Annotated in this window: 19 protein-coding genes; 5 read left to right on the top strand and 14 right to left on the bottom strand. The window is 70.6% G+C overall.

The features are described from left to right. The first annotated feature begins 121 nt into the window (after positions 1-121). From ORI60_RS06565 to ORI60_RS06545, 5 genes are all read left to right on the top strand, one after another. Positions 122-2,185 (top strand): hypothetical protein, encoded by a 2,064-nt coding sequence (locus tag ORI60_RS06565; RefSeq protein ID WP_266035378.1) that lies wholly within the window; start codon positions 122-124, stop codon positions 2,183-2,185. Positions 2,186-2,249: 64 nt separating this feature from the next. Next, the gene (locus ORI60_RS06560; protein ID WP_266035377.1) at positions 2,250-2,804 is read left to right on the top strand and encodes an EF-hand domain-containing protein; all 555 of its coding nucleotides are present in this window, start codon (positions 2,250-2,252) and stop codon (positions 2,802-2,804) included. Position 2,805: 1 nt separating this feature from the next. Next, positions 2,806-3,522, top strand: a complete 717-nt coding sequence (locus tag ORI60_RS06555) for a GNAT family N-acetyltransferase (protein WP_266035376.1) — start codon at positions 2,806-2,808, stop codon at positions 3,520-3,522. Positions 3,523-3,574: 52 nt separating this feature from the next. Beyond that, positions 3,575-5,971 carry an excinuclease ABC subunit UvrA gene (locus tag ORI60_RS06550; protein ID WP_266035375.1) on the top strand — a complete coding sequence of 799 codons (2,397 nt, stop codon included), beginning with the start codon at positions 3,575-3,577 and terminating at the stop codon, positions 5,969-5,971. 18 nt (positions 5,972-5,989) lie between these two features. Further along, positions 5,990-6,544 carry an EF-hand domain-containing protein gene (locus ORI60_RS06545; protein WP_266035373.1) on the top strand — a complete coding sequence of 185 codons (555 nt, stop codon included), beginning with the start codon at positions 5,990-5,992 and terminating at the stop codon, positions 6,542-6,544. A 19-nt stretch (positions 6,545-6,563) separates the two neighbouring features. On the opposite strand, the gene ORI60_RS06540 is transcribed toward ORI60_RS06545, so the two are convergent. The 14 genes from ORI60_RS06540 to ORI60_RS06475 form a co-directional block, all read right to left on the bottom strand. Beyond that, positions 6,564-6,992 (bottom strand): SRPBCC family protein, encoded by a 429-nt coding sequence (locus ORI60_RS06540; RefSeq protein ID WP_266035372.1) that lies wholly within the window; start codon positions 6,990-6,992, stop codon positions 6,564-6,566. 9 nt (positions 6,993-7,001) lie between these two features. Further along, positions 7,002-8,138 (bottom strand): Glu/Leu/Phe/Val dehydrogenase dimerization domain-containing protein, encoded by a 1,137-nt coding sequence (locus ORI60_RS06535; RefSeq protein ID WP_266035371.1) that lies wholly within the window; start codon positions 8,136-8,138, stop codon positions 7,002-7,004. A gap of 25 nt (positions 8,139-8,163) precedes the next feature. After that, on the bottom strand, positions 8,164-9,189 hold the full coding sequence (gene rho, locus ORI60_RS06530; protein WP_323055881.1) for a transcription termination factor Rho: 1,026 nt from the start codon (positions 9,187-9,189) through the stop codon (positions 8,164-8,166). Positions 9,190-9,440: 251 nt separating this feature from the next. Next, positions 9,441-10,001, bottom strand: a complete 561-nt coding sequence (locus tag ORI60_RS06525) for a DUF4360 domain-containing protein (protein WP_266035369.1) — start codon at positions 9,999-10,001, stop codon at positions 9,441-9,443. Positions 10,002-10,072: 71 nt separating this feature from the next. Beyond that, positions 10,073-12,061: an acetate--CoA ligase family protein gene (locus ORI60_RS06520; RefSeq protein WP_266035367.1), complete on the bottom strand. Its 1,989-nt coding sequence runs from the start codon at positions 12,059-12,061 to the stop codon at positions 10,073-10,075. Next, on the bottom strand, positions 12,058-13,224 hold the full coding sequence (locus ORI60_RS06515) for an acyl-CoA dehydrogenase family protein (RefSeq protein ID WP_266035366.1): 1,167 nt from the start codon (positions 13,222-13,224) through the stop codon (positions 12,058-12,060). The genes ORI60_RS06520 and ORI60_RS06515 overlap by 4 nt, the downstream gene beginning before the upstream one ends. Positions 13,225-13,533: 309 nt before the next feature. Next, on the bottom strand, positions 13,534-13,887 hold the full coding sequence (locus tag ORI60_RS06510) for a GntR family transcriptional regulator (RefSeq protein WP_266035365.1): 354 nt from the start codon (positions 13,885-13,887) through the stop codon (positions 13,534-13,536). A gap of 150 nt (positions 13,888-14,037) precedes the next feature. Beyond that, on the bottom strand, positions 14,038-14,406 hold the full coding sequence (locus ORI60_RS06505) for a hotdog domain-containing protein (protein ID WP_416234365.1): 369 nt from the start codon (positions 14,404-14,406) through the stop codon (positions 14,038-14,040). Positions 14,407-14,432: 26 nt separating this feature from the next. Continuing rightward, the gene (locus ORI60_RS06500) at positions 14,433-15,185 is read right to left on the bottom strand and encodes an OAM dimerization domain-containing protein (RefSeq protein WP_266035363.1); all 753 of its coding nucleotides are present in this window, start codon (positions 15,183-15,185) and stop codon (positions 14,433-14,435) included. After that, positions 15,178-16,749 carry a lysine 5,6-aminomutase subunit alpha gene (locus tag ORI60_RS06495; RefSeq protein WP_266035361.1) on the bottom strand — a complete coding sequence of 524 codons (1,572 nt, stop codon included), beginning with the start codon at positions 16,747-16,749 and terminating at the stop codon, positions 15,178-15,180. Before ORI60_RS06495 ends, ORI60_RS06500 begins: the two co-directional genes overlap by 8 nt. Positions 16,750-16,752: 3 nt before the next feature. Then, positions 16,753-18,300, bottom strand: coding sequence for an amidohydrolase (locus tag ORI60_RS06490; RefSeq protein WP_266035461.1), 1,548 nt, complete (start codon positions 18,298-18,300; stop codon positions 16,753-16,755). Further along, complete coding sequence (locus ORI60_RS06485; protein WP_266035359.1) at positions 18,293-19,303, bottom strand: L-erythro-3,5-diaminohexanoate dehydrogenase; 1,011 nt, start codon at positions 19,301-19,303, stop codon at positions 18,293-18,295. Before ORI60_RS06485 ends, ORI60_RS06490 begins: the two co-directional genes overlap by 8 nt. A gap of 70 nt (positions 19,304-19,373) precedes the next feature. Further along, positions 19,374-20,882, bottom strand: coding sequence for an alpha-amylase family protein (locus tag ORI60_RS06480; RefSeq protein ID WP_266035358.1), 1,509 nt, complete (start codon positions 20,880-20,882; stop codon positions 19,374-19,376). Next, the gene (locus ORI60_RS06475; protein WP_266035356.1) at positions 20,879-21,838 is read right to left on the bottom strand and encodes a TIGR03885 family FMN-dependent LLM class oxidoreductase; all 960 of its coding nucleotides are present in this window, start codon (positions 21,836-21,838) and stop codon (positions 20,879-20,881) included. The genes ORI60_RS06480 and ORI60_RS06475 overlap by 4 nt, the downstream gene beginning before the upstream one ends. Positions 21,839-21,913 lie beyond the last annotated feature (75 nt).

The raw sequence follows: 21,913 nt of genomic DNA, 5'->3' as shown, positions 1-21,913 counted from the left end.
ACGAACAGGAGAACCGACGACGACAGTCCTCAACGGAGAGTGAGGACGTGATGATCAACGGGCGGTGACAACACCGTCCGGCCGTGCCAACCTGTGCGCCGACCCGACCGGAAGGCGTGGCATGCGTGTACCGATCCTCATCGCCGTCGTGCTGCTGGTTCCGCTGCTCGCCCCGGGACCGCCGGTCGCCGCGTCCGAGGTGTGGCGCACCCAGTTCACCGAGGCGGTCCACGGGGACGTCGCGGTCATCGGCAACTCCGTCCTGACCTGCCCGACGCCCGAGCAGGCGGGACCGGACCCCAAGTACTCCCCCCGGTCCTGTGTGGACGCGATGAACCGCAAGGGGCACGGGCCGTCCGCGCTGAACAACGGCCACCGCATGTCGTGGACCGACGTCGACGGCGACCCGGCGACGTTCACCTCGTCCAGCGCACGGCTCAGCATCCCGGCCGGGGCGACCGTCGCCTACGCCAAGCTCGGCTGGGCGGGCAGCGCGACCTGCCGTGACGGTGTGGCCCCGCCCGGCACGCCGCGTGACCCGGTCATCTTCAACGGCACCCGCGTCAGCCCCGGCCGGTTCGTCCTCGACGGCCCGGACGAGCTCTCCCACACCGACAACGCCTTCTACAGCGCCGAGGCCGACGTCACGCGGGCGCTGACGAGCGGCACCGTGACGGTCGGCAACGTCTGGGCGCCGCAGGGGTTCGACTGCTTCGGCGGCTGGTCGCTGACGGTCGTGTGGAAGTTCCCGCACGCCACCGCGGCGGCACCCGCCAAGCGGCACGTCGCGGTGCACGGCGGTCACGTGCGGCTCCCCACGGGGAAACCGGTGCTGCACACCCCGATCGCACCGACGCACCCCACCGGCGGCGCCATCCGCGTCGGCATCACCGCGTACGAGGGCGACTGGGCCACGGACGGCGACCAGATGCTGATCAACGGCTCGGCGGTCGGCGGGCGCAACGCGTTCGTGTCGTCCGCGCAGGGTGCCGCGCACCCCAACAACATGAGCGTCGACGCGCGCACGGTCACCGTCGACGCGAACGTCCTCGAACCCGGCACGAAGAGCGCCGAGCTGGCGTTCAGGAGGGCGGAGGACGCGTTCCTCGTCCAGAGCATCGCGTGGTCGTTCCCGCTCCCCGAGCTCACCCTCACCGTCGACCCCGCCAGGCCCGCCGCGCACCCGAAGGACACCGTCACGCAGACCGCGACGGTCACCAACGCCGGTGACGCGCCCGCCATCGGCGTGACCGTGTGCGGCCAGCAGGTCGGCACGATCGCCCCGCACGCCACGGCCACGCGCACGTGCTCGTCCACGGCGGCCGACGACGACTACCCCGCGACGATCGCGGTGAGCGGCGCCAGTCTCGCCGGCGATCCGCTCGCGGCACGGCACTCCTCGACCGTGGACGTGCTGCACCCGGCCTTGCGCGCGACCACCACGACCGAACCGGTGACGGCACTCGCGGGCCAGGCCGTGAAGTTCACGACGACGGTCACGAACACCGGCGACACCCCGCTCTACGGCCTCACCGCACGTGCGGCCGCCGGGTGTGACCCCATGCAGGGCCAGCTCGACCCCGGAGCCACCTCCGCGGTGGACTGCACGGCCCCCGCGGGCGACGAGAGCGGCGCGCTGACTGCGACCGTCTCGGCGGCCGACAGGATCGGCGGCGAGGTCGAGGCGTCGGCCTCCGTGCGGGTCGAGGTGATCTACCCGCGGCTGACCATCAGCGCGGCCTGGTCGAAGGACCGGGCGCGCGACGGCGAGGTCGTCACCGTCACGGTCACGGTCGGCAACGCGTCCTCCCTGCCGATCGCCGACGTCCAGGTGAACGGCGAGCCCGCCGCGTGCCGCCGGACGTTCCCGGTGCTGGCACCGCGCGCCCGCGTCACCTACACCTGCCAGGTCACCGCCCCGATGAACGCCCGGCTGACGGTGTCCGGCGCGGGTGCCGGCGGCGCGGTCGGCGCGAGCGCGGTCGTCCGGATCGAGTCGGCGAGCGCGCCGGTGCCGCGCGATCCGGCACCTCCCGTGCCGGCACCGGGCGAACCAGCGCCGCCGCGCCCGGTCGCGCACGTCCAGCAGGTGTCGAAACCCGCGGTCGGCGGTGTGGCGGCGGTGATCGGGATGATCGGCATGGTGGTCGTCGCGAGCTCGCTGTCCGGGCTGGGACGTCGCTGAGTTCGGGACCGCTTCCCGTTCGCGGGCGTGTTGCTTCGGGGCCGGATGCGGTAGAAGGGTTCCTGTGGAAATCACCGCCTTCCTCGACCGCAAGCTCGCCCGCCGGTTCCGGACCTACGACACGGACGGTGACGGGTACGTCGAGCGGGAGGACTTCACACAGGCGGCCGAGCGCACCACGAAGGCGTTCGGGCTGGCCGTGGACGATCCGAGGGCGGTGCGGTTCCACGACGCGCTGATCGGGCTGTGGGAGCACCTGTCGTCGGTCGCCGACCAGGACCGCGACGGGCGCATCAGCGTCGACGAGTACAAGACCGCGTTCGCGAACGGGCTGCTGGAGACGCCGGAGTCGTTCGACGAGGGGTACGTGCCGTTCCTGGACGCGCTGATGTCGATCGCGGACGAGGACCACGACGGCAGGCTGACGCTCGAGGAGCACGTGAGGTGGACCGGCGCGTTGCTGCACCTCTCGGAGCGCGACGCGCGCAGCATCCACGACCTGCTGTCCGACGAGGACGGACTGCTGTCCACTGAGGCCTTGCTGGCGGCGATCCGCGAGTTCTACTTCTCGGAGGACCCCGCCGAGGCGGGCAACTGGCTGCTGGGGTCGTTGGACTGACGTGCTGCTGAAGACGCTGCAGGAGTGCGCGGCGCGCGCCCAGCCCGCCGCGCACGTCGAGGAGGCGGGCGGCTGGTGGCTGCGGCACTCCCCCGGCGACGCCTGGTGGGTGAGCGCGGTGCTGCCGCACGACCGCGAGGACCGGGTGGAGCGGGCGGAGGAGTTCTGCGCCGAACGCGGGGCCGGGGCGCGGTTCCAGATCACGCCGGGCGTGTGCGCGGACGATCTCGACCAGGTGCTGGACGCCAGGGGGTACGAGCGGGGTCACGACATGTCCCTGCAGATCGCGTCGACCTCCGAGGTACTGCGCCAGGCGCACTCGGACGCGGGCGAGGTGACGGCGCGGCCGACCGACGAGTGGCTCGCGGCGTGGCAGGCGGTGACCACGCGGGACGTCAGCGCCGAACGCGACCTGCTCAGCCGCGTGGAGCACCCCTCCGCCTACGCGCACGCCGAGGTGGACGGCGAGGTGGTGGCCGTGGGGCGTGCGGTGACCGAGGAGGGCTGGGCCGGGGTGTTCGGCATGGCGACACTTCCCCACGCACGAGGTCAGGGCGCCGCACGGTCCGTGCTCGCCGCACTGGCCTCATGGGCGGCCACGCACGAGGCGAACCACATGTACCTGCAGATGGAGAAGGCGAACACCACGGCGTTCCGGCTGTACGAGCGGACGGGGTTCCGCGAGGTGTGCACCTACCACTACCGGATTCGTTCATAACCGATCAGGAATCAAGAAGGCAGAGCCGAGTGGCGCGAGTTAGCTTTGCGCCATGACCAGGACAGCACCGGCGGCGCACGATGCCGACACCCACGACCTGATCCGCGTGCAGGGCGCACGGGTCAACAACCTGCGCGACGTCGACGTGGAGATCCCGAAGCGCCGGCTGACGGTCTTCACCGGTGTCTCCGGGTCCGGCAAGAGCTCGCTGGTGTTCGGCACCATCGCCGCGGAGTCGCAGCGGCTGATCAACGAGACCTACAGCGCGTTCATCCAGGGGTTCATGCCGACGCTGCCGCGTCCGGAGGTGTACCTCCTGGAGGGGATCACCACGGCGATCCTGGTCGACCAGCAGCGGATGGGCGCCGATCCGCGCTCGACCGTCGGCACCGCGACCGACGTGAACGCGATGCTGCGCATCCTGTTCAGCCGCCTCGGCACGCCGCACATCGGCGGCCCGCAGGCGTTCTCGTTCAACGTCGCCTCGATCTCCGGCGCGGGCGCCGTGACGATCGAGAAGGCCGGCCAGAAGGTCAAGGAGCGCCGCGAGTTCTCCATCACCGGCGGCATGTGCCCGCGGTGCGAGGGCCGCGGCCAGGTCTCCGACATCGACCTGACCGAGGTCTACGACGAGTCGAAGTCGATCCTCGAGGGCGCGATCAAGGTGCCCGGCTACAACGTCGACAACCAGTGGACCGTGCAGACGTTCACGCAGTCGGGTTTCATCGACCCGGCGAAGCCGATCCGCAAGTACACCAAGAAGGAACTGCACGACTTCCTGTACCGGGACCCGGTGAAGATCAAGGTCAACGGCATCAACCTGACCTACGAGGGCCTGATCCCGAAGCTGCAGAAGTCCATGCTGTCCAAGGACCGCGAGGCGCTGCAGCCGCACATCCGAGCGTTCGTGGACCGCGCGGCGACGTTCGGCACCTGCCCCGAGTGCTCCGGCACCCGCCTGACCGAGGCGGCGCGGTCGTCCAAGATCAAGGGCGTGTCGATCGCGGACCTGTGCGACATGCAGATCACGGACCTGGCCGACTGGATCCGCGGGGTGAAGGACAAGTCCGTCGCGCCGCTGGTCGACAAGCTCGCGCACACCCTGGACTCGTTCGTGGAGATCGGTCTCGGGTACCTGTCGCTGAACCGGCCGGCGGGCACGCTGTCCGGTGGTGAGGCCCAGCGCGTCAAGATGATCCGGCACCTCGGGTCCGCGCTGACCGACGTGACGTACGTGTTCGACGAGCCGACGATCGGGCTGCACCCGCACGACATCGAGCGGATGAACAACCTGCTGCTGCGCCTGCGGGACAAGGGCAACACCGTCCTCGTCGTGGAGCACAAGCCCGAGACGATCGCGATCGCGGACCACGTCGTCGACCTCGGCCCCGGCGCCGGGCGGGGCGGCGGCACGATCTGCTTCGAGGGGACGCTGGAGGGGCTGCGCAAGAGCGACACCGTGACCGGCCGCCACCTCGACGACCGCGCGTCGCTCAAGCCGTCGGTGCGGGAGAGGACCGGTGTCCTTGAGATCCGCGGGGCGTCCGCGAACAACCTGCGCGACGTCGACGTCGACATCCCCCTCGGGGTGCTGACCGTGGTCACGGGTGTGGCGGGCTCGGGCAAGTCGTCGCTGATCCACCGGTCGCTGCCGCGCGACGCCGGGGCGATCGTGGTCGACCAGACGCCCATCAAGGGGTCGCGCCGGTCCAACCCCGCGACCTACACCGGCCTGCTGGAGCCGATCCGCAAGGCGTTCGCCAAGGCCAACGGCGTGAAGCCCGCGTTGTTCAGCGCGAACTCCGAGGGCGCGTGCCCGAACTGCAACGGCGCCGGTGTGGTGTTCACCGACCTCGGCATCATGGCGACGATCGAGTCCCCCTGTGACGTCTGCGAGGGCAAGCGGTTCGACCAGGCGGTGCTGGAGTTCAAGTTCGGCGGCCGCGACATCTCCGAGGTGCTCGCGATGCCCGTCGCCGAGGCCGTCGAGTTCTTCGGCGCCGGTGAGGCCCGCACCCCGGCCGCACACGCGATCCTGGATCGGCTCAACGACGTCGGTCTCGGCTACCTGTCGCTGGGCCAGCCGCTCACGACCCTGTCCGGCGGCGAGCGGCAGCGCCTGAAGCTCGCCACGCACATGGCGGACAAGGGCGGCGTCTACGTCCTGGACGAGCCGACGACCGGCCTGCACCTGGCCGACGTGCAGCAGCTCCTGGCGCTCCTGGACCGCCTCGTCGACTCGGGCAAGTCGGTGATCGTGATCGAGCACCACCAGGCCGTGATGGCGCACGCCGACTGGATCATCGACCTGGGCCCCGGCGCCGGCCACGACGGCGGCAAGGTGGTGTTCGAGGGCAACCCGGCCGACCTGGTCGCGGGCCGCTCGACGCTGACCGGCGAGCACCTCGCGGACTACGTCGGCGCCCCGGCACGCAAGAAGAAGCGCTGACGGGGTACACAGGGAGGCATGAAGATCACGCCGTTCCTGGACCGCAGGCTCACCCGCAGGTTCGAGACCTACGACAGCGACGGGGACGGGTACGTCGAGCGCTCGGACTTCGAGCTGGCGAGCGCCCGGCTGACCTCGGCGTTCGGCCTGACCGACGACGACGTGCGCGCGAAGCGGTTGCACGAGCAGTTGCTGGGCGTGTGGGACCACCTCGTCGCCGTGACGGACACGAACGACGACGACAGGATCAGCCTGGCCGAGTACCGGACGGCGTTCGTGCTCGGCCTGCTGGGACGCCCGGAGGCCTTCGACGACGTCTACGTGCCGTACCTCGACGCGCTGCTGGCCGTCGCCGATCACGACGGTGACGGCCAGCTCGGCTTGGACGAGCACGTGCGGTGGTCCACGGCGTTGATGCACGTGTCCGAGGCCGACGCACGGGCCGTGCACGCACGGCTCGACCACGACGGTGACGGGCTGATCGGGACCGAGGACCTGCTCGCCGCCTGGCGGGCGTTCTACTTCTCGGAGGACGAGGACGGGCCGGGAGCCTGGCTGCTCGGCCCGCTGTAGCGCTGGGTCCGGCCCAACGCTAGGTCTGGCTCTGCTCGGCGACCTTCTTGATGGAGGCGGCCTCGGTCTCGACGTACCGCTTGGCCCGTGCCTTCGTCATCAGCCAGCCGATCCCCGCGAGCGGACCGGACACGCTCACCGCGAGGGTGAGCCGGGTGCCGCCGGGATGCGGCTCGACGACGTGCGAGGCGACGCCGAGGACACCGGGGGACCTCGACTCCCAGGTGTACGAGGTGCCGTCGGTCAGCTCGGTCACCGTCCACACGGCCTCGGGCAGCTTCGGTTGCCGGAGGCGGGCGCTGGAACCGACGGTGAACGGGCCTTCGTCGAGGCGTTCCACGGAGTCGACCGTCGGGATGTGCTCCGGCCAGCGCTCGACGTCGACGAGCACCGCCCAGACGCGTTCCGGAGGGGCCGCGATCGTGGTGGTGTGTTCCAGGCCTGGCATGTGCCGAGTCTACGACCGGTGGCGCTGCTCGATCTCCTCCAGCGCGGCGGCCGCGAGGTGCCGCGCTGCTGCTCGCGGTGACGGCTCGCCGATGATCGCGGTGACGAGGCGGCGCATGTTCGTGCCGATCTTCTCGAACGCGGACTCGGCCGTGGGCTCGATGTCGCCGAACAGGGTCCACCACCACCAGGAGTTCGTGGCGGAGTTCGCGACGACGTCCGGGATGACCAGCGCGTCGACCATCGCCTCCGCCTCGGGTGTCACGGGCATGTTCGCCGCTTCGACGACGAGCTCGGCCCTGACCCGTCCCGCGTTGCCGCTGTGGATCGCGTAGCTGGTCGCGGCGGGGACGAGGACGTCCGCCTCGACGTCGAGCCAGCTGTCGCCGGCGAGTTGCCGGTCCTGCGGGCGGAGTTTCGTCCTGTCGATGGCCCCGTGCGCGTCACGGGACAGCAGCAGGGTCTCCACGTCGAGCCCGGCCGGGTTGGCCACGACGCCGTGGACGTCCGCGAGGCCGACGACCCTGACGTCCGCCTTGGCGAGGTAGCGGGCGGTGGCGCCGCCCATCGAGCCGAAACCCTGCACGAACGCGGTGGGGTCCCGCAGGTGGAGGTGTTCGATGCCGGTCAGCGCGGCCTCGGCCACCCCGTAGCCGCCGACCAGTTCGTCGAGTCCGACGCCGTCGACGGTGACCTCGAAGGCGTCCGCGAGGCGTCGCCTGGCCTTCCGCTCGTCGTCGAGCAGCGGGTAGACGGCCTGGATGGACGACTGGAGGCCGATCTTCGCGATGGCCTCGTCGATGGTGGACTGCCGCAGCCCCAGGTCTTCGCCCATCGTCCAGAAGCGTTCGATGTAGGGGGACATGGCGTGCAGATAAGCCGTGAGGACGTCCTTCGCCCGCGGGTCGTAGGGGTCGAAGTCGATGCCGCCCTTGGCGCCGCCGAGCGGCACGTACCGTGCGTCCGGGTCGTAGTTGAGGGCTTCCTTGGCCGTCATCCCCTCGGCCAGCCCGCGCACCTCGTCGAGCGTGCAGCCCGCACGCATGCGCAGCCCCCCGCTGCTGACCCCGCGCACCAGCCGGTCGATGACGAGATAACCGCGTGCTTGTGTGGCCGGGTCGGTCCACGTGACCTGGAGGAGACTCATCGCCGCCAGTCAACCACCTGGAGCGTCACCTCGACATCTGCATGAGGAACTCCGCGTTGCTCTGCGTCTTGCGCAGCCCGTCGACGATCACGTCGATGTCCCGGTCCGCCATGGCCCGGCGCAGTGCGTCCGTGATGGTGAGCTCCTGCTTCGACACCAGCAGTTCCGCCTTGCGCGTGCTCGACTGCTGGAGGTCGATCGCGGGGTAGACCCGCCGCTGCGCCGCCCTGCGGTCGAGCTTCAGCTCGGCGTTGCCGGTGCTCTTGAGCTCCTCGAAGATCGCCGTGTCGGCGAGCGACCCGGTCTCGACGAGCGCGGTGGCGAAGATCGTGAGGCTGCCGCCGTCCTCGATGTTGCGCGCGGCGCCGAGGAACTGCTTCGGCGGCGTCAGCGCCCGGGCGTCGATCCCGCCGCTGAGGATGCGCCCGCCGTTGGGCTGCGCGAGGTTGTAGGCACGCCCGAGCCGCGTCAGCGAGTCGAGCAGGATCACCACGTCCTGCCCTTCCTCGACGAGCCGCTTCGCCCGCTCGACGGCGAGCTCGGCGACCCGGATGTGCTCGTTCGGGTGCTCGTCGAAGGTCGACGTGAACATCTCGCCCGGAATCGTGGTGCGCATGTCCGTCACCTCCTCCGGCCGTTCGCCGACGAGCGCGACGATGAGGTGGGTCTCGGGGTGGTTCTTGGCGATCGCGGCCGCGATCTGTTGCAGCACAATGGTCTTACCGGCCTTGGGCGGCGCGACGATCAGCGCCCGCTGCCCCTTGCCGACCGGCATGACCAGGTCGATCGCCCGGCTGGTGAGCTCGTTCGGATCGTGCTCCAGCCGCAGCCGCTCGTTGGGGTAGAGGGGCGTCAGGTCCTCGAACCGCCGCCGCTTGTGCGGCGCACGTCCGTTGACCGTGTCGACGCCGACGAGCTTGTCGTTCTCCGCTTCGCCGCTGATCTGGTCGCCGCGGCGCAGGTCGTACTGCCTCACGAGACTCTGCGGAACCTGCGGTCCGTCCACTAGGAACGCCTTGTTGTTGCGTACGTCGAGTACACCGATGTGCATCGGGTCTGTCCTTTCAGGAGGGTTGTTCGAAGCGCGCTTCGTCGACTCCGCGCACGAGGTGTGCGACGGGAGGAGAGCGCTGCAGATGCCGTTGATCCGACTGCATCTGATGTGGGTCCGCCGGCGTGAGAAGCCGGGGGTGTCGGCTGCGGCGTTGTGATCGTCCAGCAGCTGGTCGGAACTTATGTGCGCTCACCTGCGCACTGCCGGGTACGAACGGACTGTAGCAGAGAACGTCGACGGCGCGCTCGTTATTCCGCGCACTTCTTCCACGAGAGCCGGAACGTCGTGCTCACGCTCGAGTCGGTCGAGTCCATGGTCATGAAGCTGCCCGGCCCCTTGCCGGTGACCTTCAGCTCGGTCTCCACGGTCAGCGGCTTGCGGTCCTTGCACGGCCCGTGCGCCACCCCACTGGGCGTGTCGGTCACCTGCCAGTTGTCACTCATCGGCGCCTGGTACGTGCGACTGCTGTGCCGCGTGGGGAACCCCGGGAACCAGTAGTCGTTGCGCACCACACCGCGCGCCTTGTCGGTCAGGTGCGCGAACCCGCGGTAGTCGGTGGCCGCGATGCCGAACGTGTACCCGGCCGCGTGGTTGATGCGCAGGGCGATCGTGCAGCTCCGCTTGGCCTCGCTCCCGTTGCCCTGCACCAGGAAGTCGCTGTAGGTGACCGTGAACGCCTCGTTGTCGAGCGACATGGCGACGTTCGCCGTGCCCGCCGGGCATCCCGAGCCGCCGACGCTGACGACGTCGATCGTCACCGGGCCGGGCGGCGGCATGAGGAACGCCAGCAGTGCCACCACGACCAGCATCGAGGCCTCCTCACGTCACTGCAGGAGAACCTATCGGGGCCCGCAATCCCGCAATCGGAGCAGCCGGGCCGTCATGCCACGCGCTGTCCGCCCGTGCCGTCCACCGCTTCCTCCGAAGGGACGACCAGTGCGTCGACGGCCACCACGCCGTCGGGGCCCACGCGCACGGGGTTCAGCTCGATCTCGGCGAGGTCCGGTCTGGCCGCGAGCGTCTCGGAGACCTGGGCGATCACCTCGGCCAGCGCCGCCACGTCGGATGCGGGGGAACCGCGCCAGCCCGACAGCAGCGGGGCGGAGACCAGGCGGGCCAGCATGTCCCGCGCCGTGGCGGGAGTGACCGGGGCGAGCTCGATCGCGGTGTCGCCGAACAGCTCCGCGTGGACGCCGCCCGCGCCGACGAGGACGACCGGGCCGAACGAGTGGTCGCGCTTCGCGCCGATGATCAGTTCGACGGTGTGCTCGCGGGTGTCCATCTCCTCCAGGACGTACGTGCCGGGGCCGAGTTTTGCCCGCATCTCCTCGAACGCCGACTCGGGGTCGGTGAGGCCGATCCGCACTCCCCCGTGCTCGCTCTTGTGGGGCAGCCAGTCGGCCTTGAGCGCGAACGGGCCCCGCAAGGGCGTCGCGGTGACCTCGGCGGCGGTCGTGACGGCGTGGGCTCTGGGGAACCGCACGAAGTCCAGCAGTTCGCGGGCGGCGAGGTATCCGGGTCGGAACGGCGTGGTGGGCGCGGCGCGCGGCACGACCTCCAGCGAGGTCCTGCCCAGCCGGGTCGCGTGGCCCAGCGCGGCGACGGCACGTTCGACGGTGTGCTGCACGGGGACGCCACCCGTCCGCAGCACGCGGACCGCGGCGGAGTCCTCGCGCATGCTGTGCACGACGACCGTGACGCCGGTTTCCCTTGTCAGGGAACAGATCCGGGAGGCCACCGCCACTTCCGCCGGCTCCAGCGACGGCGCGTCCGGGCCGTAGCTGCCGAAGTAGCCCGACAGCACGACCGCGTCGACCTCGCCGCCGCGTGCCAGCACCTCGATCGCCCTGGCGTAGTTCGCCAGGTCCTGCTCCCCCGCTCCGGCGAGGTCGATCGGGTTCCGCTTCGACGCACCCTCCGGCAAACCGTCCACAACGGACAGCACGGGCAACGTCAGGCCGGCCGCCACCGCGAGGTCCGCCGCGATCGCGCCCTGCCCGCCCGAGTCGGAGACGATCCCCACCCGGCCTCCGCGAGGCGCCCCGGACGTCAGCACCGCCGCCAGGTCCACCAGAGCCGCGGGTGTCGTCACGCGGACCGCGCCCGCCCGGCGGCAGGCCGCGTCCACCACGTCCGACGACGACGTCAGGGCACCGGTGTGCGTGCGGGCGGCCTCGCGGGCCGCGACCGAGGACCCGACGGTCAGCAGCACCACGGGTTTGCCCGCCGCGCGCAGGTCCGACATGGCCGCCACGATCCCGGGGCCGAAGCTCTCCAGGTAGACCCCCACCACCGTGGTCAGGTCGTGGGACACGAGGTCCTGCAACGCTTCCGCCGCCGTCACGTCCGCCTGGTTGCCCACCGAGACGAACCGCGAGACGCCCGTGCCCGACGCCGCCGCGAGCCCGGCGATCTCCAGCCCGACCTGCCCGCTCTGCGACACGACGCCCAGCGACCCCGCCTGGAACCGGCCCCAGGCGAGGTGCAGCGACGTCGCCGCGTCGAACACGCCCAGGCAGTTCGGCCCGAGCAGCCGTGCGCCCGCGTCCCGGATCCGGCGGATGACGCGGTCGTCGATCCCCGAGGTGATGCCGACGAAGCCGCGCACGCCGGCCGCCAGCGCCTCGTCCACCACGGCGGGGACGTGCGCCGCGGGCACGGCGAGCACGACCAGCTCGGGCGCCTCGGCGAGTTCGGAGAGCGAGCGCACGGTGGGCTGCCCCAGAACGGCGCCACCGCCGCGGTTCACCAGGTGCACGGCGCGACGGTCATGACCGACGAGGGCGCCGCGCGCGAGCCAGTGGCCCCACTTGGCGGGGTCGTCGCTGGCGCCGACGACGGCGACGGACGCGGGATCGGAGAAGATCATCTCGCACCGAGGCCGCGGGAGATGATCAGGCGCTGGATGTCCGAGGTGCCCTCTTCGATCTCCTCGAGCTTCGCGTCGCGCATCCAGCGCTCGACGGGGTAGTCGCGGGAGTACCCGTTGCCCCCCAGCGTCTGCACGGCCGCGTGGGTGCACCACATGGCGTTCTCCGAGCCGACGAGCTTGGCCATCGCCGACTCCTGCGCCACCGCGTGTCCCGCGTCGTACAACGTCGCCGCGCGCACGGTCAGCAGGTGCGAGGTGTCGACGCGCGTGGCCATGTCCGCGAGCCGGAACGCCACCGCCTGGTGCCGGATGATCGGCACCCCGAACTGCACGCGCTCCGCCGCGTAGGCGGTGGCGAAGTCCAGCGCGGCACGGGCGAGCCCCGTCGTGGCGGCACCGATGAGGATGCGCGACGCGTCGAACGTCCGCATCAGCCCGGCGAACCCCTGCCCCTCGTCGCCGAGCCGGTCCTCCACGGGCACGCGCACGTCGTCCAGGAACACCTCGGCGTTGACGATCGCGCGCTGCCCCATCTTCCGCAACGGAGGCCCGACCGTCAGCCCCGCCGCGGACCGCGGCACGACGAACGCCGTGACACCGCGGGACCGCAGCGACGGGTCCACCGTCGCGAAGATCACGAACAGCTCGGCGTACGGAGCGTTGGAGATCCAGGTCTTCTGTCCGTTGAGGACGTACTCGTCACCCTCGCGCCGCGCGGACGTCTGGATGCCCGCCGCGTCCGACCCGCTGCCGGGCTCGGTCACGGCGACGGCGGTGAGCGGCGGGCACGCTGCCCCCAGCGGGCTGAGGAACCGGTCCTGCTGCTCGGGCGTGCCGAGGTGCTCGACCGGCGCGCTGAAGAAGCCGTTGGAGGTGACCAGGTTGCCGATGCCGATGTCGCCGTGGCACAGCTCCTGCTGGACCAGCACCTGGGTCAGCAGGTCGGTGACACCGCCGCCGCCGACCTTCTCGGGGAGCATGAACGAGGTCAGCCCGAGCTCGGACGCCTTCTCCCACACGTCGAGCGGAGACTCGGTGTCCGCCTCGTCGACGGCGCGCCCCCGCGGCCGGATCTCCCTGGCGGCGAACTCCCTGGCCAGTTCGACGAACTGGCACTGTTCGGCCGTGAGCCGCAGCCCGTCGCGGACGGTCCGCCCCATCGCGCTCTCCTAGTTTGACTGACGAATCAGTTATTCAGGATCCACGGGGCAGCCTAGCTGCGCCGAGGCGCGTGGGGAGGGTCGCGAACGGGTGACTACCAGGGCAAATGCACAACGGTGAGTCGGTGCGGCCGACCCGGCGCGAGCCCCGAAGGAGTACTGATCACCTGCATGGAGCAGCCCGAGGTCCAGCAGGACCGGACGTGGCACGAGTGCGATGCGCCGGCCTGCGCGGAGGAGCCGGCTTCGACTACCTCCGCGCGACGATCGGGCAGCGGTTCACGAACCGCGACACACCCAGGAGAGCGACTACGTCCGCAGGGCCGCGCGAACGATCTCCATCGCCTCCTGCGACGACAGGCCCAGCTCCGCGGACATCGCCGCGTACTGGGCCGCCGCCGCGCGGACGCGCTCGCGGTTGCTGTCGCCGTTGGCGCTGACCACGGTGCCGGCGCGGCCCCTGGTCTCCACGAGGCCGGCTTCTTCCAGCTCGCGGTAGGCGCGGGCGACCGTGTTCACCGCCAGGCCCAGGTCCTTCGCCAGAGCACGCACCGTGGGCAGTTTCGCGCCCACCGGCAGTTCTCGGTTCGAGATCGCGTGCGCGTAGTGCACGCGCACCTGCTCGTAGGGAGGTGTCTCCCCCTGGTGGTCGATCTTCACCACGCCGCATCCTCCCCGCATGTAGCTACTTCTGTATTGACCAACGGAAGAAAGCGGGGAAGGTTGCGGTCGATTCAGCGCGAATTGGTCTGATCCGTTCCGATCCGCACGCAGAGGCTGCGCCAGGCCTGGTCGCCGGATCGGTTCTCCGGGCTATTCGGCGGCTTTCGGGGCGACGACCGTGCCGCGGGCCCGCGTTACGACGATCGGCTCAGCGAGCAGGTCGGCCGCCGACGGACCGCGTTCGGGCGCCGAACGGCACACCACGCGCGCCTCGAACTCGATCTCACGCGACCGCTTCCCGATGCGCACCAGCGTCGCGGACGCCTCGATGACGTCACCGGCCTGGATCGGCGCCACGAACTCCACGGAGCTGTACCCCGCGAACAGCCCCTCGTCGGAGTCCGTGTGGATGAGCAGCTCGGTTGCGACGTCGCCGAACATGCCGAGCCCGTAGGCCCCGTCGACCAGACTGCCTCCGTAGTGCGCGTGGGAGTGCGGGACGTAACGGCGGTGCGTCACCGAGAAACCTTCGACCAAAGCCCCGCTCACGCGGCAACCCCCTTCTTCGCCTGCATCGCGTGCACCAGGTAGCTCGCGACCTCACCCGGAGTGGTACCCCGGGAGAACACTCGATCGACCCCCAGTTCGCCCGCCATCAACGGGTCGAACCGCGGACCGCCCGCCACCAGCAGCGGCCGGCGGTCCCCCATCGCCTCGCGGAACGCCGCCGACATCTCCTGCGTGTTCAGGATGTGCGCGTCGCGCTGGGTCACGACCTGGGAGATCAGCACCGCGTCGGCCTTCTCGGCGCGCGCGGAACGGACCAGTTCCGGTACCGAGACCTGGGCGCCGAGGTTCACGACCTTCAGCTCCCGGTAGTACTCCAGGCCCTTCTCGCCCGCGAAGCCCTTGATGTTGAGGATCGCGTCGATGCCGACCGTGTGCGCGTCCGTGCCGATGCACCCGCCGACCACGACCAGCTTGCGCCGCAACACCTTCTTGAGCACCGAGTTCACCTCGGCCGGCGTCAGCAGCGGGTACTCGCGCTCGACGACCTTGACCTCGTCGAGGTCCACGAGGTGCTTCACCGACCCGTAGACGACGAAGAACGTGAAGTCGTCACCGATCGGGTTCGAGTGGACCACCATCGCGGGGTCCATGCCCATCTTGTTCGCGAGCTGCAGCGCCGCGCCGTCCGCCTTGGGGCCGAAGGGGATCGGCAGCGTGAACGACGTCTGGATCATGCCGTCGCCCGTGGTGTCGCCGTAGGGCCGCACGTACCTCTTCGCGTCAGACACCCTGGGCCTCCAGCATCTCGCTCGCGGGGTTGAAGTAGCCGGGCGCCTTCTCGACGACGCCGTCCGCGCCCTTGCCCTTGTCCGCCGGGCGCTTCATGAGGCCGAACGTGCCGTCCGCGATGGCGTTGAGCAGACCGTCGTCGACGATGCGCTCCAGCAGGTCGACGGCCTCGCCGAGCACCTGGTGCGCGCGCTTGACGATGAGACCGTCCGGCGCGGGGCGGAAGTCCTCGGCGAGGCTGCCCGCCGCGTTCAGCACGTACCGGACGTTCTTCAGGGCCAGGTCGCGGTCCGACAGGAACGGCGTCACGACGGCCTCGGTCATCATGCCGACGAGCAGGATGGACTGTCCTGTGAGGACACCCGCGAGGTTGAAGAACCCGTCCAGCAGGTAGCCGTCGAAGACGTCGCCGGTCATGTGCTTGGTCGGCGGCATCCACTTCAGCGGCGCGTCCGGGAAGAGCTCGCGGGCCAGCAACGCGTGCGCGAGCTCGAGCCGGAACGAGTCGGGCACCTTCGGGTTGATCTCGAAGGCGTGACCGAGGCCCAGCAGGTGGTCGGGCAGTCCCGCCTCGTGGGCGAAGTGCTCGTTGAGGAGCTGGGAGACGGTGACGGTGTGCGCGGCGTCGACGGCGTCCGCGGTGGTGAGGTAGTTGTCCTCGCCGGTGTTGATGATGATGCCGGCGCGCGCGTGCACCTGACGGGAGAACCGCTGGTCGACGAACGTGCGGATCGGGTTGATGTCGCGGAACAGGATGCCGTACATCGAGTCGTTCAGCATCATGTCCAGGCGCTGGAGCCCTGCCAGCACGGCGATCTCGGGCATGCACAGGCCGGACGCGTAGTTGGTCAGCCGCACGTACCGGCCGACCTCCTTCGACACGTCGTCGAGCGCCGCGCGCATGATCCGGAAGTTCTCCTGCGTGGCGTAGGTGCCCGCGAACCCGTGGTGCGTGGCGCCTTCGGGGACGTAGTCGAGCAGGGACTGCCCGGTCGAGCGGATCACCGCGATGATGTCGGCACCCGCGCGGGCCGCGTTCTGTGCCTGGACCACGTCCTCGTCGATGTCGCCGGTCGCGACGATCAGGTAGATCCACGGGCGTTGCGCGGGGTCGCCGAGCTTGGCGACCAGCTTGTCGCGCTGGGCGCGGTTGCGGTCGACCGACTTGAGGCCCTTGGCGACGGCGGACGTCGAGGCCTTGCGCGCCGCCGTCAGGTCCTTGCCCGCGGGCATCCTGAACTGGATCTGGCCCGCCGCGGTGGCCTCGGCCAGTTCGGTGAGACTGCCGAGGTCGTGCTCGCGCAGCGCGTGGAACGCCGGCAGCACCACACCGTGCTCCAGCCCGCACTGCTCGCGGACCGTGTCGATCACGCGGTTGACCCACGGGACGTCACCGGCGCGGTGCGTGGAGTCCGCGCCGGTGATGCCCGCCAGGCGGAGTGTGGCGCGCTCGACGGCGACGGTGGTGTGCGCCTTCGCGAGGGACACCACCGGTTCGGCCGCCCGCGCCGCGAGTGCGCGCGCGGTGGCGACCACCGAGGGGTCGAGGTCGAGCAACGCCATGAGTCACTTCCTCTCGTAAATCGTCCGGCCGTTCAGGACGGTTCGCAGGCAGACCGGCGCCGGGCCGGTGAGGTCGGGCAGTCCGGGCACGCCCGAACGCGGGTCGGTCGACCAGCGCTGCACCCGCGCGTCGCTGCCCGCGACGACCAGGTCACCGGTCTCCCACACCGCGTAAGTCGCGGGCGCGCCGGGCTGCAGGGTGCCGGTCAGGCCGTCGTTCACGCCCGCCGCGCGCCAGCCACCACGCGTGTGCGCGGTGAAAGCGGCACGCGGCGAGACGCCGTGACCGTCGGTCTTGTGGTGCACCGCCGCGCGCACGGCGGCCCACGGGTCGATGGCGGTCACCGGGGTGTCCGAACCGAACGCGAGCACCACGCCCGCGGCGGCGAGCCGCGAAAAGGGGTTCAGCCCCACACCGCGCTCAGCACCGAGCCGCTGCGCGTACATGCCGGCCGGGCCGCCCCACTCGGCGTCGAACAGCGGCTGGACGGAGGCGACGACGCCCCACCCGGCCAGTTTCTCCGCCTGCTCCTCCGACACCATCTCGACGTGTTCGAGGCGGTGGCGGGCCGAGGCGAGCTCGGGGGTGCCGAGAGCCTTCTCCGCGAGGGAGAAGCCCTCGATCACGGCGGCCATCGCGGCGTCGCCGATGACGTGGAACCCCGCCTGCAGTCCCAGCTCGGTGCACTTGACCAGGTGGTCGGCGATCTGACGGCCGTCGAGGTAGAGCGCTCCGGACGTGTCGGCGTCGGCGTAGGGCTCGGTCAGCGCGGCCGTGCGGGAGCCGAGGGCGCCGTCGACGAAGTGGTCGCCGGCGAGTCCGCGCACCGGGACGCCCGGCAGGTCGTGCGCGCCCCAGTAGGCCACCACCTCGGGGCCTTCGGTGAGCGCGAGGAGCTCGCGCAGGTCGTCCTCGCCGGAGATGTCCGGGCCGGCGCACTCGTGCACGGACGCGATGCCGCGAGAAGCGGCGTGGTTCAGGAACGCGAGTTGTGCGGCTCGGCGTTGCTCGGGCGTGATGGCGGCTTTCGCCGTGCCGCGCACGTGGTGGTGTGCGGCACGCGAGAGAGGACCGTCGGCGGAGAAGCCGTCGGCCGCGCGGGCCTCGTCGCTGATCAGGTCCGAGGAGACCAGAGCCGAGTGCACGTCGATGCGCGACAGGTACACCGTCTTGCCCTGGGCCGCGTCGTCGATCTCGGCGCGCGTCGGCGGGCGGTTCTCCGGCCAGCGCGTCTCGTCCCACCCGTGACCCCACACCAGGGGGCCCTCGGCGGAGCGCACCCGGTCGAGCAGTTCGTCCACAGAGGACGTCTTCGTCAGGTCGAGGCCGGTCAGGAGCAGGCCTGCGGACGTGGCGTGCACGTGCGCGTCGACGAACGCGGGCGCGACGAAGGCGCCGCCGAGCTCGACGACCTCGGCGTCCGGGTGCAGCGCGTGCCCGACCGAGTCCTGTCCGATCCACACGACGACACCGTCCGTGACGGCCATCGCCGTCGCATCCGGTGCGTAGATGCGGCCGCCGACCAAAAGTTGCGTACTCACGTCACGCAGTCTGCCGTTGCTCGAACAACGCCCGCACACCCGCCTGGCTCCGGACCAGGTCGAGAGCGAACTGGGCGTGACCGGGCACGTACCCGTTGCCGACGAGCATCTCGACGTCGGCCGCGAGGCCCTCCGCTCCCAGGGCGGCGGCGCTGAACGAGGTCGCCATCGAGAAGAAGATCACGGTGCCGCCGTCCGCGGTCGCGAGGATGGCGCCGTGTTCGCACCCCGGCACGTCCACGCACACGACCGTGACGTCGACCTGCTTGCCCACGGCCTCGGCCACGGCCACCGGGTTGCGCGCGTCCGCGATCACGACCTCGTCCGCGAGGCCGGACTGGAGCACCTGCGCGGCCTCACGTTCCGTGGGGACCAACGCGACAAGGCGCGACGCACCGGCCTGACGCGCGGCCGCGAGAGAGAGTGACCCCGACTTGCCCCCACCGCCGAGCACCAGCACCGACCCACCGGGATGCTTGCGCACCACACGGTCGGTCAGCGCCGGTGCACCGCACACGTCCAGCACGGACAGCGCGAGCTCGTTCGGCATGTCGTCCGGGAGCACGGCGGCGATCGAGCGCCCGAACAGCACCGCGGTCCCCCGGCACGGCACCTGCTCGTCCTCGCCGTCCCAGTCCTGCAGGCCGTCGTTGATGCGCAGCGGCGTCAGCGTGAGGCTGACGAGCGTCGCGATCCGGTCGCCGGCCTTGAGCCCGAGCGGCGACTCCGGCCCCACCTCGAGCACGGTGCCGAGCAGCATGCCGCCCGAGCCGGTGACCGGGTTCTGCATCTTGCCGCGCTCGCCGACGATGTCGAGCACGGCCTGCCGGACCGCCGCACCGCTGCCGTGCTGCTCCCTGAGCTGCCGGAACGAGGCCGCGTCCAGGTTGAGCCGCTCGACCGCGACGATCACCTCGTCGGCAGCGGGCACGGGTTCCGCGTCGAGCCGCCAGGCCTGCTGCGGCAGAACACCGGCGGGCTCGATGACGCGGTGCAGTCCGTACGCGCTCACGCGAAAATCCTTCGGTCGACGACGCTGTCTCGAAGATATCTTCACGTGAGGCGTCAAGATTGCGCAAGTATCACTCACGCATCAGGCGATACCACCGGCAGTCGTACGGCGCGAGGTCGACCTTGGCGCCGATCTTCGCCGGCTTCACCCGGCCGCCCGTCAGCAGGTCCGCGAGCACGCCTTCGGCCGGGACCCGCACGGTGATCTCCTGATCCGAGAGGTTGTGCACGGCGATCACGGAGCCGCCGTCGCAGTCGGCGCGGTGAGCGAACACGCGCGGCTCTCCGGTGTCGAGCACCTGGAACGTGCCCCACGCGAGCTCCGGGCACTCCCGGTACCGCGCGATCATGAGCCGCATCCAGACCAGCAACGACTCCGGGTCGTGGCGCTGCTCGCCGGCGGCGTCCCAGTCCATCGGGACGCGCACCGCCATCCTGCCCTCCAGCGACAGGTCCTCCTCCAGCCCGATCTCCTCGCCGTAGAACAGCACCGGCGTGCCCGGCAGCGTGAAGAGCAGGCTGTAGACCATCCGGATGCGGCGCTGGTCGCCGTCGAGCATTCCGGGCAGCCTCCGGCGCAGACCTCGTCCGTAGAGCTGCATGGACTTCTCCGGGCCGAACGCGTCGAAGACCTCCTGGCGTTCGTCGGTGGGCAGCTTGTCCAGGGTCAGCTCGTCGTGGTTGCGCACGAACGTCGCCCAGTGCCCGTCCCGCGGCGGCTCCGGGCGTTCCTGCAGCGCCTTGACCAGCGGCCCGCTCGATCGGCGCGCCAGCGACAGGTACATCGCCTGCATCCCGACGAAGTCGAAGCACATGGTCAGCTCGTCGCCGACGCCCTGACCGTAGAAGGCCATCGTGTCCTTGTACGGCAGGTTCACCTCGCCCAGCAGCACGCCCTCACCGTTGCGGCGGTTGAGGAACGCCCTCAGGTCCGTCAGGTAGTCGTGCGGGTCGGGCAGCGAAACGGCGTCCGCGGGGTCGTTGTGCTCCAACAGGAACGGAACCGCGTCCACGCGGAACCCGCTCAGCCCCAGTTCCATCCAGAAGCCCATGATGCGGGCGATCTCGTCCCGCACCTGCGGGTTGGACACGTTGAGGTCGGGCTGGTGCTTGTAGAAGCGGTGCAGGTAGTACTTGCCCACCTCCTCGGAGTACTCCCAAAGCGAGTTCTCCTTGTCGGGGAACGTGATCCCCTGCGGTCCGTCGCTCTGGGGCTCGTCCGCCCACACGTACCAGTCGCGCTTCTCCGGGTCGTGGAACCACGGGTGCTGGTCGGAGGTGTGGTTGACCACGAGGTCGGCGATCACGCGCATGCCCCGGTCTCTTGCGGCGCGCACGAACTCCACGAAGTCACCCAGGGAGCCCAGGCGTGGGTCAACGGAGTAGAAGTCGGTGATGTCGTAGCCGTCATCGCGTTCGGCGGTCGGGTAGAACGGCATCAACCACACACACGTGACGCCCAAGGCGTGGAGGTGGTCGATGCGTTCGGTAGCGCCGCGGAAGCCTTCACTGGAGAACGTCTCCACGTCCAGGCAGTACAGAACGGCGTTCTTCCACCAGACGTCGGACGTGCGGATCACGCGGTCACCTCCGGCAACACGTGCTCGCCGAACGCGTCGACGAACGGGATCAGGTCCTGGCCCACGTGGTGCAGGTAGATCTCCTCGAACCCCAGCGACGCGTACTCGTCCAGCCGCCCGGCGTGCCACTTCAGGTCCGAGGACACGTTCACGACCTCGGCCACCTCGGCCGGCGTGACGCGTTCGGCGACCACGTCGAAGTGCTCGGCCAGTTCCAGGTCCCAGCACACCGGCGGACGGAAGATGTTGGTGCGCCACTGGTCGTGCGCGATCGCGAGAGCCGTGTCGTCGTCCTCGGCCCAGCTCAGGTGCACCTGCAGGTGGAGCTTGCCCTTGCCGCCCGCGTCCCGGTAGGCGTCCGCGAGCTCGCGGAGCCGCTCCGGCGGAGCGTTGACCGTGATCAGCCCGTCGGCCCACTCGGCGCACCAGCGGGCCGTCTGCGGGCTCACGGCGGCACCGATCAGCAGCGGCACCTCGTCGGGCAACGTCCACAGCCGGGCGCGGTCGACCGTGACCAGGCCGTCGTGGCTGACCTCCTCGCCGGACAGCAGCGCGCGGATCACGTCGACGCACTCGCGCAGCCGCGCGGTGCGCACGTCCTTGCGGGGCCAGCCGTCACCGGTGATGTGCTCGTTGCTCGCCTCACCGGTGCCGAGCGCGGCCCAGAACCGGCCGGGGTTCATCGCGGCCAGCGTGCCGATCGCCTGGGCGGTGATCGCCGGGTGGTAGCGCTGCCCCGGAGCCGTGACCACGCCGAACGGCAGTTCGGTGGCCTGCAGGGCCGCGCCGAGCCAGGACCAGGCGAACCCGGACTGCCCCTGACGTGCGCTCCAGGGTGAGAAGTGGTCTGAGCTCATCGCCGCGCCGAACCCTGCCTCCTCAGCCCTGCGCACGGCGGTCAGCAGGTCTGCGGGGTGTATCTGCTCGTGTGACGCATGGATGCCATAGACCGTCATGGGACTTCAGGTACCCAATGAAGAAGTTCAGGAAGCTTTGAACCGACTCCGGACGGCGCCCGTGTTGAGTGCAGC

It is taken from the genome of Lentzea sp. NEAU-D7 (assembly GCF_026242055.1).
Taxonomy (GTDB): Bacteria; Actinomycetota; Actinomycetes; order Mycobacteriales; family Pseudonocardiaceae; genus Lentzea.
The sequence above is the reverse complement of the archived record's forward strand: the minus strand, read 5'-3'. Positions and strand labels throughout refer to the sequence as shown.